Here is a 13,207-nt window from a genome sequence, read left to right on the forward strand (position 1 = left end):
TGAAAGCCGGTCAGGAGATCACATGTACTACCCACTCGTCAAAAAAGCACTATTTCAGCTTGATCCAGAACGTGCCCATGAATTCACTTTCCGGCAGTTAAAACGTGTTACTGGCACACCACTCGAATTCCTGGTTCGCCAGTCGGTACCAACCAAACCAGTGAGCTGTATGGGATTGTCATTCAAAAATCCATTAGGTTTGGCGGCGGGGCTGGATAAAGACGGTGAGTGTATTGATGCGCTGGGCGCGATGGGGTTCGGTTTTATCGAAGTGGGTACGGTGACACCCCGGCCACAGTCAGGTAATGATAAGCCAAGGTTGTTTAGGATCGTTGAAGCTGAAGGCTTGATCAACCGGATGGGATTTAATAATCACGGAGTTGATAACTTAATTGAAAATGTCAAAAAATCACATTTTGGCGGAATATTAGGTATTAATATCGGGAAAAATAAAGACACCCCGGTAGAGCAAGGTAAAGAAGATTACTTGATTTGTATGGATAAAATTTATCCTTACGCGGGATATATTGCGATTAATATCTCCTCACCTAATACCCCAGGGTTACGATCTTTGCAGTATGGTGAAGCGTTAGATGATTTGTTGGCAGCAATTAAAAATAAACAAACTGAATTACATCAGCGCCATCATAAATATGTTCCTGTGGCAGTAAAGATCGCGCCGGATCTTACCGAGGAAGAGTTGATCCAAATAGCTGACAGTTTAGTTCGCCATAATATAGATGGCGTTATTGCCACTAATACAACGTTAGATCGCTCTCTCATTCAGGGATTAAATTATTGCGAACAAGCCGGTGGTTTAAGTGGCCGACCATTACAATTACGCAGCACGGAAGTCATTCGTCGCTTATCACAAGAGCTGCAAGGGCGTCTGCCAATTATCGGGGTAGGTGGAATTGATTCGGTTACTGCCGCTCGCGAAAAAATGGCGGCAGGTGCTTCATTGATTCAAATTTATTCCGGCTTTATCTTCCGTGGGCCTGGTTTGATTAAGAATATCATCACTCATATCTAATTATTTAACTTCATTACTGGCCGGGGGGTTTATTTCTTCCTCCGGCTCGTCTATATTTTACTCCGGTAGATTAAATATACAGCGAAAGCCCTATACCTAAATAATGTGAGTTACAGGTAGCCGGTAATCGAATAACAAAGTGGTCGTGAACTGATTTGAACGCGACTTATAGTGGTCTCGTAGAGGCGAGCTCCATGGATGGGCTGAGTAACGAGAGCCGCCAACGCACATGCTGTTTGAAGTATGATGCGGATATATGAAATTAATCCCATTTGATGGGCGAAGAACTCAGTTATTGAGTCAATGATGTTAGCAGCATGGCGGGAAGGAAAAATATGCGAATTAAACCAGATGATAAATGGCGTTGGTATTTTGATACCGAACACGACCGACTGATGTTGGATTTAGCTAATGGTATGATATTTCGCTCGCGTTTCCCGTCTAAAATGCTAACCCCAGATGCTTTCGATGAATCCGCATTCTGTGTCGACGATGCCGCTCTCTATTTTGAATTCGAAGATCAATGTCGCCAAATTAAATTGAGCCATGAACAACGTTCAGAATTAGTGTTAAATGCATTGGTCGCATTTCGTTTCCTAAAACCACTAATGCCTAAAAGTTGGTATTTTGTACAATACCCTAAAGCGCTGATGCCAAAAAATGGTGAGTTGGCGTTAGTTAAAGTATTGGATAGTGGTGAAGATGTTCGCTTGTTAGTGGTTGAGTCGGGTGATTCGGCAAGTTTGTGTTTATTAGCACAATCACAAGTGGTATTAGCTGGACGGCAGATGGTATTAGGTGATGCCATTAAGATAATGAATGACCGTTTGTTGCCCCTTATCATTGCAGAGGTTTATACCGCCCCAGCTTTCGACCGAGCGGTATAATTCCCCTTCATACCGCAGTAAAGTGGTTAGCTGCGTGCAGAGAGTAAGTTTATCGGGATTATCTTATTTACCGCTGAGGGTAATATCCCCTGTGGGAATACAGCTACAACAAAGAATAGTTCCGTCGTTGCCAATGGCACTCTGTTTTAAAGGTGCAACATCGCCATTCACTAATGTAATTCTACAACTGCCACATATCCCAGCCCGGCATGAATAAGGAATGCGGATATTTTGTTGTTCCAATTGTTCCAGCAATACCTGCTGATTATTACCATTAAAGCGAATGCCGTTATATTCAATCGATACCGCTTTGGATTGATCAAGTGGTGCCGCCAGGCTTTCAACTATGGCACCTGCACTGTATGGCCGAGGTGGTTTGGTTGACAGAATTTCTACTTCATCACCTATCCGAATAATACCGCTGTTCCTGGCCACCATATTCTGGCCAAAATCGATATCGCCATTTTCCGCAGTTCGGAATGTCTGTAGTGTTCGTAATGGCTCACCGGCTGGGTGTTTCCGCCCGCGTTCTACGCTGACGGTGGTTAATACACAACGGCTGCATGGCTTAACCAAATCAAAGGTGATATCTCCAACGCGAATCACCTGCCAACTGTCTTCGGCAAATGCACTGGCACCGGTTACGACTAAATTCGGGCGAAACTGTTCTAATTTAATACTGCCAGGGCAGCGTTGCTGTAGTTCTTTAAATGATGCTTCGTTAACGAGCAGGTAAGGGAAGCCATCAGCAAAAGACAGTGGAATCTCTGGCATCGGCTTCACCCTGCGGGTTAACTGTGCACCGAGCCAGCGTAATTGCACTTCACGCTGAAAATAGCCACTGAGCCAGTTGTTGATGGTCTCAGGGGCAATTAGCGCCGTAAAATGATTTCCCCAGACTTCCGTCGGTTCAGCATTGGCTAAAAAATCATTAAAGCGGATACTGGCACTCTCGCCATCGGGCGCCGTGAGATATAAACCGTCCGGCATTAATGCCGGGGTGAACAACACCATCTGCGGATTTTGGCGCGCAGTAATAAAAGTGCCATCCGGTTCGGTAATCATAAATACGCGGTCAAAGGCCAGCCCACTGCTGCTGACTTGAGCATGAGAAAGCTGCAAGCCGCGCATGGATTTCACCGGATGAACGTAGAGTCGGGAGAGGGTAATCACCATTGCCTCCGTGCGAGTATTAAATAAGAAGGAGCAACTTTATGACAAGCTGCTGGGATTAGCTATAATGCGCAACAATTTTCTTTTTGGTGATAGTGCGATATGAACTCTCTGTTTGCCAGCACGGCGCGTGGACTGGAAGAACTGTTAAAAAGCGAACTCGAAGCGCTGGGCGCTCACGACTGTAAAATAGTACAGGGTGGGGTACATTTTCAGGGTGACGATCGACTCATGTACCAAAGCCTGCTGTGGAGCCGCCTGGCTTCGCGCATCTTGTTACCGCTTAACGAATTTAAAGTTTACAGCGATTTGGACTTGTACCTCGGGGTGCAGGCGATCGACTGGCCGTCAATTTTTGGTGTGGATAAAACCTTTGCTGTGCACTTTAGCGGCGTGAATGATGAAATCCGCAACAGCCAGTACGGTGCATTGAAAGTAAAAGATGCCATTGTTGACAGCTTTACCCGTAAGTTGGAGCAGCGCCCAACGGTTGCCAAGCAGCAACCGGATATTCGGGTGAATGTTTTCCTACAACGGGATATGGCCAGTGTGGCATTGGATCTCAGTGGTGAAGGGCTGCATCAGCGCGGCTACCGTGATCTGACCGGTCAGGCTCCCCTGAAAGAAAACCTGGCAGCGGCAATTATCCAGCGTTCTGGCTGGCAGTCAGGTACACCGATGGTCGATCCGATGTGTGGTTCCGGTACATTGCTGATTGAAGCGGCAATGATAGCCTCTGATCGCGCCCCTGGTTTGCATCGCGCCCATTGGGGCTTTACCGCCTGGAGTGCCTTCAACGAAGTGCTATGGCGTGAATTGACCACCGAGGCGCAAGTGCGTGCCCGCAATGGTTTGCAGGAAACCACTTCTCGCTTCTTCGGTTCAGACATCGACAGACGAGTTATCGAAATGGCGCGTGCTAATGCCCGCCGCGCTGGGGTATCAGAGCTGATTAGCTTCAATGCCAATGATGTCAGTAAGTTAGTGAACCCCCTGCCGGAAGGGCCGGTAGGCACGGTTATCAGTAACCCGCCTTACGGTGAGCGGTTGGAAAGCGAGCCGGCATTGATTGCATTGCATAATATGCTCGGTCGCATCATGAAATCGGCATTTGGTGGCTGGCGTTTATCGCTGTTCAGTGCATCACCGGAATTGCTGAGTTGCCTGCAACTGCGGGCGGAACGTGAATTTAAAGCGAAAAATGGCCCGCTGGATTGCGTGCAGAAAAACTATCAGTTAGCGGCGAATCCACAGGGTGCTGCGGGTGTTCAGGTGGCAGAAGATTATGCCAACCGTCTACGTAAAAACGTGAAAAAGCTGGATAAGTGGGCCAAACAGCAGGGTATCGAATGCTACCGTCTGTATGATGCCGATTTGCCTGATTATAATGTGGCCGTCGATCGTTACGGCAGCAAAGTGGTGGTACAGGAATATGCGCCGCCGAAAACGATTGATGCGCAAAAGGCCCGCCAGCGCTTATTTGATGTGATTAATGCCACCCTTGCGGTACTGGATCTCCCATCCAATCAATTGGTATTAAAAACCCGTGAGCGCCAGAAGGGCAAAAACCAATACGAAAAGCTGGCACAAAAAGGTGAATTCCTGCTGGTGAGTGAATATAACGCCAAGCTATGGGTTAACCTGACCGATTACCTCGATACCGGTCTGTTCCTTGATCACCGTATCGCTCGCCAGATGCTAGGTAAAATGAGCCAGGGTAAAGACTTCCTTAACCTGTTTGCCTATACCGGTACGGCCAGTGTTCATGCCGGCTTGGGTGGTGCGCGCAGTACCACGACGGTTGATATGTCGCGTACCTATCTGGAGTGGGCCGAGAAGAATTTGCGGGTGAATGGCTTAACTGGCCAACAACACCGCTTGATTCAGGCTGATTGCCTTTCATGGCTCAGTAACACCGATGAGCAGTTCGATGTGATCTTCATTGATCCACCGACTTTCTCCAACTCCAAGCGTATGGAGACCACCTTTGATGTTCAGCGCGATCACTTAGTGCTGATGAAAGAACTTAAACGGTTACTGCGCCGTAAGGGAACAATCATGTTCTCGAACAATAAGCGCGGTTTCCAGATGGATTTGGACGGGATAAAGGCGTTAGGGCTGGAAGCGAAAGAGATAACAGCTCAGACACAATCAGAAGACTTTGCCCGTAATCGTCAAATCCACAACTGTTGGCTGGTCACCCACAGCCACGAGGAAAAGTAGAAACTATGTCGTTAATTAGCATGTCCGGTGCCTGGCTGTCGTTCAGCGATGCACCTTTATTGGATAATACTGAATTGCATATTGAGGCAAACGAGCGCGTTTGTCTGGTGGGCCGTAATGGCGCAGGTAAATCCACCTTATTGAAAATTTTGAGCAAAGAAGTCGCACTGGATGATGGCCGCATCATTTATGAGCAAGATTTGATTGTGGCGCGTCTGCAACAAGACCCACCACGCAATGTGGCCGGTACCGTGTTTGACTTTGTGGCTGAAGGCGTGCAAGAACAGGCTGAACATTTAAAAGCCTACCACGCAAGCTTGCATCAGGTTGAGTTAGACCCAAGTGAGAAGAACCTCAATCGTCTGGCGGCATTGCAGGAGATTCTGGACCATCAAGGTTTGTGGCAATTAGACAGCCGCATTCAGGAAGTGCTGGTTCAACTTGGTTTATCTGCTGATGCCGAACTTTCATCACTGTCAGGTGGTTGGTTGCGTAAAGCAGCACTAGGCCGTGCGCTGGTAAGCTCGCCGAAAGTGCTGCTGCTGGATGAACCGACCAACCATTTGGACATCGAAACCATTAATTGGCTGGAAGGCTTCCTGAAAGAATTCCAGGGCAGCATCGTGTTTATCTCTCATGACCGTTCCTTTATCCGCGCGATGGCGACCCGTATTGTCGACCTTGATCGTGGCAAATTGGTGTCATGGCCAGGGAATTACGAACTGTATCTTGCCAGCAAAGAAGAAGCACTGCGGGTTGAAGAGCTGCAAAACGCTGAATTTGACCGCAAACTGGCGCAGGAAGAAGTGTGGATACGCCAAGGTATCAAAGCGCGCCGCACCCGTAACGAGGGCCGTGTGCGCGCGCTGAAAGCGCTGCGCATGGAGCGTTCTGAACGCCGTGAAGTGATGGGCACAGCCAAGATGCAAGTCGAAGAGACTGTGCGTTCAGGCAAAATTGTCTTTGATCTGGAGAATGTTAACTATCAGATTGATGGCAAAGTATTAGTGAAAGATTTTACCGCACAAGTACAGCGTGGCGATAAAATCGCGCTGGTGGGCCCAAATGGTTGCGGTAAAACGACATTACTGAAACTGATGCTCGGTCAGCTTAAAGCGGACAGCGGCAAAGTACATTGTGGCACCAAGTTGGAAGTGGCTTATTTTGACCAGCATCGGGCAGAACTTGATCCCGAACGTACGGTGATGGATAACCTGGCAGAAGGTAAGCAAGAAGTGATGGTAAATGGCCGCTCGCGCCATGTACTCGGTTACCTGCAAGACTTCTTGTTCCACCCTAAACGCGCAATGACACCGGTGAAAGCGCTGTCTGGTGGTGAGCGTAATCGCCTGTTATTGGCTAAATTATTCCTTAAGCCTAGCAACTTACTGATTCTCGATGAACCGACCAACGATCTGGATGTGGAAACACTGGAGTTGTTGGAAGAGATGGTTGATAGCTATCAGGGCACAGTGCTGTTGGTAAGCCATGACCGTCAATTCGTTGATAACTCAGTGACTGAATGTTGGATCTTTGAAGGTAATGGCCAGATCAATAGTTTTGTTGGCGGCTATTATGACGCGCATCAGCAACGTGCTGAGGCAAAACCTATCCGTCAGGTAGCGGCTAAAGTTGAAGAAACCAAAACTGCGACACCGGTTAAGAGTAATGCTCCCGCCGCTAAGCGCCCGGGTAAGTTGAGCTATAACTTACAACGTGAGTTGGATCAGTTACCGCAACAGCTAGAAAAACTGGAAAATGAAATCAGTGAGTTACAGGCTGAAGTTGGTCACGCAGATTTTTTCTCCCGCCCGCATGAAGAGACACAACAGGTCTTGAAAGCATTAGCTGATGCTGAACAGGCGTTAGAAGTAGCATTTGGTCGTTGGGAAGAGCTGGAAGCTCAGAAAAACGGTTAAAAATGTGTAACCGCCGTTCTACCAGATGACGTGCAATACGATATTATGTCTATTGTTATAGTAAGTCTCTTGATAGAACGGTGTTCAACAATACCCAATAGATTTCAACGTGCAGGAAGGTAGCTTGCAGCGGCCTGATAGAGGCGAGAACCATGGATGGCGGAGTAACGGAACAGCCAACCATCTGCATGTTGAAAGATGAAGGGATATACAGGCCAGCCGTAAGGACATAGATATTGTATTCTGTTATTGAGCCTAAACACGGCGGGCAGTCAGGGAATGTCATCCTGTGCCGGCAGTGCGACATGTCAGTGGCCTTACCCTCCCTGCCTTATGGCACTAAAGCGGTATGTCCGCGTTGCAAAACCACACTGACTACCAGGTGGGATGAGCCACGCAAGCGCCCTGTGGGGTACGCGGTTAGCGCATTATTTATGCTATTACTGGCTAATATGTTTCCGTTCGTCAACATGCGTGTGGCCGGGATCACCAGCGAAATTACCTTACTCCAAATACCCAGAGTCATGGTGTCAGATAACTATGCCAGCATGGCAACGTTATTTATGGTACTGGTTCAGTTGATACCGGCATTCTGTATGGTAGCCATCATCCTGCTTTGCCTGCGGGTGCGGATGCCAGCCCACTTGAAAGCCGCAATAGCGAAAGCGTTATTCCAATTTAAAAGCTGGTGCATGGTTGAGATCTTCCTCGCCGGTGTGCTGGTGAGCTTTGTCAAACTGATGGCGTATGGCGACATCGGTATTGGCAGCAGTTTTATCCCCTATTGCCTATTTTGTCTGTTACAAGTCCGCGCCTTCCAATGTGTCGATCGTCATTGGATGTGGCAGGATATTGCCCCGGCTCCTGAACTGAAGCTCCCGTTGGTTGCGGGCCGTACTGGTTTGCGTCAGGGGTTGCGATCCTGTTCTTGTTGTACCGCAATTTTGCCGCAATCCCAGGTGCAATGCCCGCGCTGCCATACTCATGGCTATGTTCGTCGTCGCCATAGCTTGCAGTGGACAATGGCCCTATTGATCACCTCGATTCTGCTCTATATTCCGGCTAATTTGATGCCGATTATGATTACCGAAAGTTTGGGGAGTCAAATGGGTTCTACCATTATGGCGGGGGTCATTTTCTTGTGGAGCGAAGGTTCTTATCCGGTGGCGATGGTGATTTTTATCGCCAGTATCATGGTGCCATCGTTAAAAATGTTAGCGATTGCCTGGCTGTGTTGGGATGCAAAAGGTAAAGGTAATAGCGATACTGAACGGATGCATTTCATCTATGAAATCGTGGAATTTGTTGGCCGTTGGTCAATGATCGATGTCTTTGTTATTGCTGTGCTCTCTTCATTAGTCCGTATTGGGCAACTGATGAGTATTTATCCAGCGATTGGTGCACTGCTATTTGCCATGGTAGTGGTTCTGACAATGTTTGCTGCATTAACCTTTGATCCTCGTTTAACCTGGGATCGAATCAGTGAATCAACCCAAAAGGAGCCGCAAGGTGACGGACAATAATCCCAGCCAGAATGTGGCGGAAATTGAAAAAATCAAGCGATGGTCGCCGGTGTGGATCATCCCGATTGTCACTGTGCTGATTGGCGCATGGATTTTGTTTTATCATTTCAGCCACCAGGGGCCACAGGTGGTATTGACCACACTGAATGCCGAAGGTATTGAAGCAGGTAAAACAAAAATAAAAAGTCGTAGTGTGGATGTCGGTATCGTAGAGCAGGTCACGCTGAGTGAGGATCTGAACCATGTTATCGTGCAGGCACGGCTCAGCTCAGGCATGAATACCCTGTTACATGGCGATACCGTCTTCTGGGTGGTGAAGCCGCAGATTGGCCGTGAGGGTGTATCTGGCCTGGGAACACTACTTTCCGGTGCTTACATTGAGCTGCAACCGGGTAGCAAAGGTAAATCATTAAGTGAATTCACCTTATTGGATTCCCCACCGCTGGCCTCACCTGATGCTAAAGGGGTGCGTATCATTCTGGACAGCGAACAGGCTGGGCAGTTGAATGCTGGCGACCCGGTATTGTTCCGTGGCTACCGGGTCGGATCGGTAGAAACCAGCACCTTCGATGCCAAGTCACGCTTAATGCGTTATCAGTTATTTATTGGTGCGCCTTATGACAGTCTGGTCACCAGTAATGTCCGTTTCTGGAAGGACAGTGGTGTAGCGGTCGATCTATCATCACAAGGAATGCGAGTTGAAATGGCATCGCTGGCAACCCTTTTCAGTGGTGGCGTAAGTTTCGATGTGCCTGATGGTTTGGATCTGGGCAAACCGGTCACGGCAGATAAAGCTGAATTCAAACTGTTTGATAATCGCAGCAGCATTCAAAATTCTCTGTTCACTGAACATGAAGATTTCTTGTTGTTCTTCTCCGACTCTGTACGTGGTTTGCAGTCTGGTGCGCCGGTAGAGTTCCGTGGTATTCGTGTGGGTACTGTGGCCGATGTGCCGTTCTTCACCGAAGGTATGAGGCAGCGAGTTGATAATGATTTCCGTATTCCGGTGCTTATTCGCATTGAGCCAGGCCGTTTCCGCGATGATTTAGGCTCGGATACCAACTTTGCGCAAATATTGAAAACAGCCAAAGAACGCGGGCTACGTGCCTCATTGAAATCAGGTAACTTGCTGACGGGGGCGCTGTTTATTGATCTGGATTTCTACCCAGATGCCAAACCGTGGAAAGGGCCGTTGGAAGTGGCGGGCTATCCATTGCTGCCCACAGTCAGTGGTGGTTTAGCGCAAATTCAGCAGAAATTGATGCAAACACTGGATAAGATTAATAGTCTACCTCTGGATCCAATGGTGAATGAAGTCACGAAGACACTGGCTGAAAGTCAGAAAACGATGCGTGAAACTCAGAAAACCTTGGCGGCATTGACCGCAATCACCTCAAGCCCGGCGATGCAGGATCTCCCCAAAGATCTGCAAAAAACCCTGAATGAGTTGAATCGCAGCATGAAAGGCTTCCAGCCAGGTTCACCGGCCTACAACAAGATGGTGGGTGATATGCAACGGTTAGATCAGGTCTTGCGTGAATTACAGCCAGTATTGCGTACGCTGAATGAGAAGAGTAACGCGCTGGTATTTGAAGCGGCAGGAAGTCAGGATCCTCAGCCTAAGAAGGCCAAAAAATGATGAAATGGATGGCAGTTCTCGCAGCGCTGTTACTTAGCGCTTGCAGTAGCGAACCCGGCAAAACCTACTATCAGTTACCGGCACTCAGCGCACCTGCTACGGTCAGTAGTAGTGTTGCTTCAAGGCAATTATGGATTGAACATGTTGGTGTTGCTGATTATCTGGCTGCGACGGGAGTGGTATACCAAACCAATGATGTACAGTATGTCATTGCCAGCAACAACTTGTGGGCCAGTCCACTGGATCAACAGTTGCAGCAAACCTTGGTAACCAATCTGAGTAATGCGCTGCCGGGTTGGTTGGTCTCTTCACAACCACTGGATAGCGATCAGGATGTCCTCAATGTGACTGTAACCGGCTTCCATGGCCGCTATGATGGTCGCGCCGTCATTCGTGGTGTGTGGATACTGAAACATCAGGGACAGTTGATTAAGCAGCCATTCGATCTCGAGCTTAAACAGAGTGAAGACGGCTACGATGCTCTGATCCGAACCTTGGCGCAGGGCTGGCAGCAGGAAGCCAAGGTTATTGCTGCTCAGTTACAAAACGTTAAGTAATATTTTGTTCTAATTTAGTCTAATATCAGTCAAACCCTCTTTCGTTGCTAATGAAAAATTACTGCGAAAGAGGGTTTTTTGTTTAATATCAATATATTGCTTTCAGTTATCCCAAATCAATCACTTAGCAAATTCAGCGGACATAGCTCACAAATATGACATTGGCGTGAATTTTGCGCATTGCTTTTCTGTTTCCTAAGGTCTATCACTTAATTGTGACTGCACATAAAGTGGTCACTGTTTTCTTTCCACCAGACCGAAAGATGAGGGAAACGAGGCATGAAGAGACAGAAAAGAGATCGCCTGGAAAGGGCGTTGTCACGCGGGTATCAAGCAGGTATTTCAGGGCGTTCAAGGGAAATTTGTCCCTATCAAGCTTTAGACGCCAGATCGCATTGGTTAGGAGGTTGGCGACAAGCCATGGAGGACAGGGCTGTGACCGCTTAAGCGGCTCTCTGTCAGACTAAGGGATCACCTCCGCTTTATGCGCATATTGCGGAGGTTTTCATTTTTACTCTTCGTACTTGGTGCCGCAGCGTTGTTGGCTGCATTCGCTCACCCGAATCATTGACTAGTGTCAACTCATCGGGATTCACTCATTTGCCGCCTAGCTGCAACACCAATTACTTTGAGTAATACAGGTGGTACTTGTCGCTGCAGCATTGTTGGCTGCATTCGCTCACCCGAATCATTGACTAGTGTCAACTCATCGGGATTCACTCATTTGCCGCCTAGCTGCAACACCAATTACTTTGAGTAATACAGGTGGTACTTGTCGCTGCAGCATTGTTGGCTGCATTCACTCACCCGAATCATTGACTAGTGTCCAACTCATCGGGATTCACTCATTTGCCGCCTAGCTGCAACACCAATTACTTTGAGTAATACCGGTGGTACTTGTCGCTGCAGCATTGTTGTCTGAATTCGCTCACCCGAATCATTGACTGGCGTCAACTCATCGAGGTCTGACCAAATTATTCAGCCCAGCGTTTTAGCAAGATACTCGCGTTAACCCCGCCAAAACCGAAGCCATTTGACAGTGCATAGGTTATCTCATGGGGGAGAGCTTTACCTGCCACAATATTCAACCCCTTGGCCGCGGCATCCAGATTCTCCAAATTTAGAGTGGCAGGCACGATTTGATCACGCAGTGCCAGTACCGTGAAGATGGTTTCCAATCCGCCAGCCGCCCCCAGCAAATGCCCGGTGGCTGACTTGGTTGAGGTAATGGCTAAGGTATTACCTTCACCAAATAAGTGTTTAATCGCATTGATTTCGCCAAGATCCCCCACCGGAGTTGAGGTTGCATGCGCATTAAGATGCTGAACTTGTTCTGGCTTAATTTTAGCCTGACGCAATGCGATCTTCATTGCGCGATATGCGCCATCACCATCTTCAGCTCCAGAGGTCATATGGTAGGCATCAGCACTGGTACCGTAGCCGACAATCTCAGCTAACGGTTGTGCGCCACGGGCGAGAGCATGTTCCAATTCTTCAATAATCAGTAAACCGGCACCTTCCCCCATCACAAAACCATCGCGAGCACTGTCGAAGGGACGGGAGGCTTTCTCAGGTGTGCTATTAAAACCGGTTGATAGAGCACGAGCTGCAGCAAAACCAGCCAAACTGACCTTATCAATCGCGGCTTCAGCGCCACCACATAAGGCAACATCCGCTTCATCGTTGCGGATCATCCGCACCGCATCACCAATAGCTTGCACTCCCGCCGCACAAGCGGTGACGGGCGCGCCAATTGGCCCTTTAAAATGATGTTTAATAGAAACATGACCCGCAGCCAAATTCACCAAAAATGAAGGTATTGTGAAAGGGGAGAGGCGTTTTGGCCCGCGAGTGTCGGTGGTGCGTACGGCATGGGCAATTGCAGGGAAACCGCCAATACCAGAACCAATCACGGTAGCGGTACGTTCCTGTTTTTCTACATCGTCAGCATGCCAGTCGGCTTGGGTAATAGCTTCATCTGCCGCCGCCATCGCAAACGCAATGAAACGATCCATTTTCTTCTGATCTTTTGGCGCAACAGCTTTATCAGGATCAAAGCCTGCTTCTGAGTCTGCATCAAGTGTAGGCACTTGCCCACCAATCTTAGCTGACAAATCACCGACAATCTCATCCGGCAGAATACGGATGCCGGATTGCCCTGCCAGCAAACGTTGCCAAACAGTTTCGCTACCACAGCCTAACGGGGAAACCACACCCATACCTGTAATTACTACACGGCGCGTATTCATTGTT

General features: G+C 48.4%; 10 protein-coding genes. 8 read left to right on the forward strand and 2 right to left on the reverse strand.

From position 1 onward, the window contains the following. Positions 1 to 22: 22 nt before the first annotated feature. Together pyrD and V1953_RS07840 are read left to right on the forward strand one after the other, a co-directional pair. On the forward strand, positions 23 to 1,033 hold the full coding sequence (gene pyrD, locus V1953_RS07835; protein WP_005184626.1) for a quinone-dependent dihydroorotate dehydrogenase: 1,011 nt from the start codon (positions 23 to 25) through the stop codon (positions 1,031 to 1,033). Between the two features lie 335 nt (positions 1,034 to 1,368). Next, positions 1,369 to 1,920: a cell division protein ZapC gene (locus V1953_RS07840; protein ID WP_083158459.1), complete on the forward strand. Its 552-nt coding sequence runs from the start codon at positions 1,369 to 1,371 to the stop codon at positions 1,918 to 1,920. Positions 1,921 to 1,983: 63 nt separating this feature from the next. Here V1953_RS07840 and V1953_RS07845 read toward each other — a convergent pair whose 3' ends face one another. Further along, positions 1,984 to 3,096 carry a YcbX family protein gene (locus tag V1953_RS07845; RefSeq protein ID WP_420073600.1) on the reverse strand — a complete coding sequence of 371 codons (1,113 nt, stop codon included), beginning with the start codon at positions 3,094 to 3,096 and terminating at the stop codon, positions 1,984 to 1,986. Between the two features lie 99 nt (positions 3,097 to 3,195). Here V1953_RS07845 and rlmKL point away from each other — a divergent pair, with 99 nt between their 5' ends. The 6 genes from rlmKL to rmf all read left to right on the forward strand — a co-directional run bounded on the left by rlmKL (position 3,196) and on the right by rmf (position 11,401). After that, on the forward strand, positions 3,196 to 5,316 hold the full coding sequence (gene rlmKL / locus V1953_RS07850) for a bifunctional 23S rRNA (guanine(2069)-N(7))-methyltransferase RlmK/23S rRNA (guanine(2445)-N(2))-methyltransferase RlmL (protein ID WP_083158461.1): 2,121 nt from the start codon (positions 3,196 to 3,198) through the stop codon (positions 5,314 to 5,316). Between the two features lie 5 nt (positions 5,317 to 5,321). Further along, the gene (locus tag V1953_RS07855; protein ID WP_372569308.1) at positions 5,322 to 7,235 is read left to right on the forward strand and encodes an ABC transporter ATP-binding protein; all 1,914 of its coding nucleotides are present in this window, start codon (positions 5,322 to 5,324) and stop codon (positions 7,233 to 7,235) included. 236 nt (positions 7,236 to 7,471) lie between these two features. Continuing rightward, positions 7,472 to 8,758 (forward strand): membrane integrity-associated transporter subunit PqiA, encoded by a 1,287-nt coding sequence (gene pqiA / locus V1953_RS07860; protein WP_420073599.1) that lies wholly within the window; start codon positions 7,472 to 7,474, stop codon positions 8,756 to 8,758. Then, on the forward strand, positions 8,745 to 10,397 hold the full coding sequence (gene pqiB, locus V1953_RS07865) for an intermembrane transport protein PqiB (protein ID WP_193784634.1): 1,653 nt from the start codon (positions 8,745 to 8,747) through the stop codon (positions 10,395 to 10,397). The genes pqiA and pqiB overlap by 14 nt, the downstream gene beginning before the upstream one ends. Further along, a complete protein-coding gene (gene pqiC / locus V1953_RS07870; RefSeq protein WP_083158464.1) occupies positions 10,394 to 10,954 on the forward strand; it encodes a membrane integrity-associated transporter subunit PqiC in 561 nt (186 codons plus the stop codon). The genes pqiB and pqiC overlap by 4 nt, the downstream gene beginning before the upstream one ends. 279 nt (positions 10,955 to 11,233) lie before the next feature. Next, positions 11,234 to 11,401, forward strand: coding sequence for a ribosome modulation factor (gene rmf, locus V1953_RS07875; protein WP_005170911.1), 168 nt, complete (start codon positions 11,234 to 11,236; stop codon positions 11,399 to 11,401). A 527-nt stretch (positions 11,402 to 11,928) separates the two neighbouring features. Here rmf and fabF read toward each other — a convergent pair. Continuing rightward, positions 11,929 to 13,203: a beta-ketoacyl-ACP synthase II gene (gene fabF / locus V1953_RS07880; RefSeq protein ID WP_083158465.1), complete on the reverse strand. Its 1,275-nt coding sequence runs from the start codon at positions 13,201 to 13,203 to the stop codon at positions 11,929 to 11,931. Between the last annotated feature and the right edge of the window lie 4 nt (positions 13,204 to 13,207).

The organism is Yersinia sp. 2541 StPb PI (assembly GCF_052217145.1).
In the GTDB taxonomy this organism is placed as follows: domain Bacteria; phylum Pseudomonadota; class Gammaproteobacteria; order Enterobacterales; family Enterobacteriaceae; genus Yersinia; species Yersinia enterocolitica_E.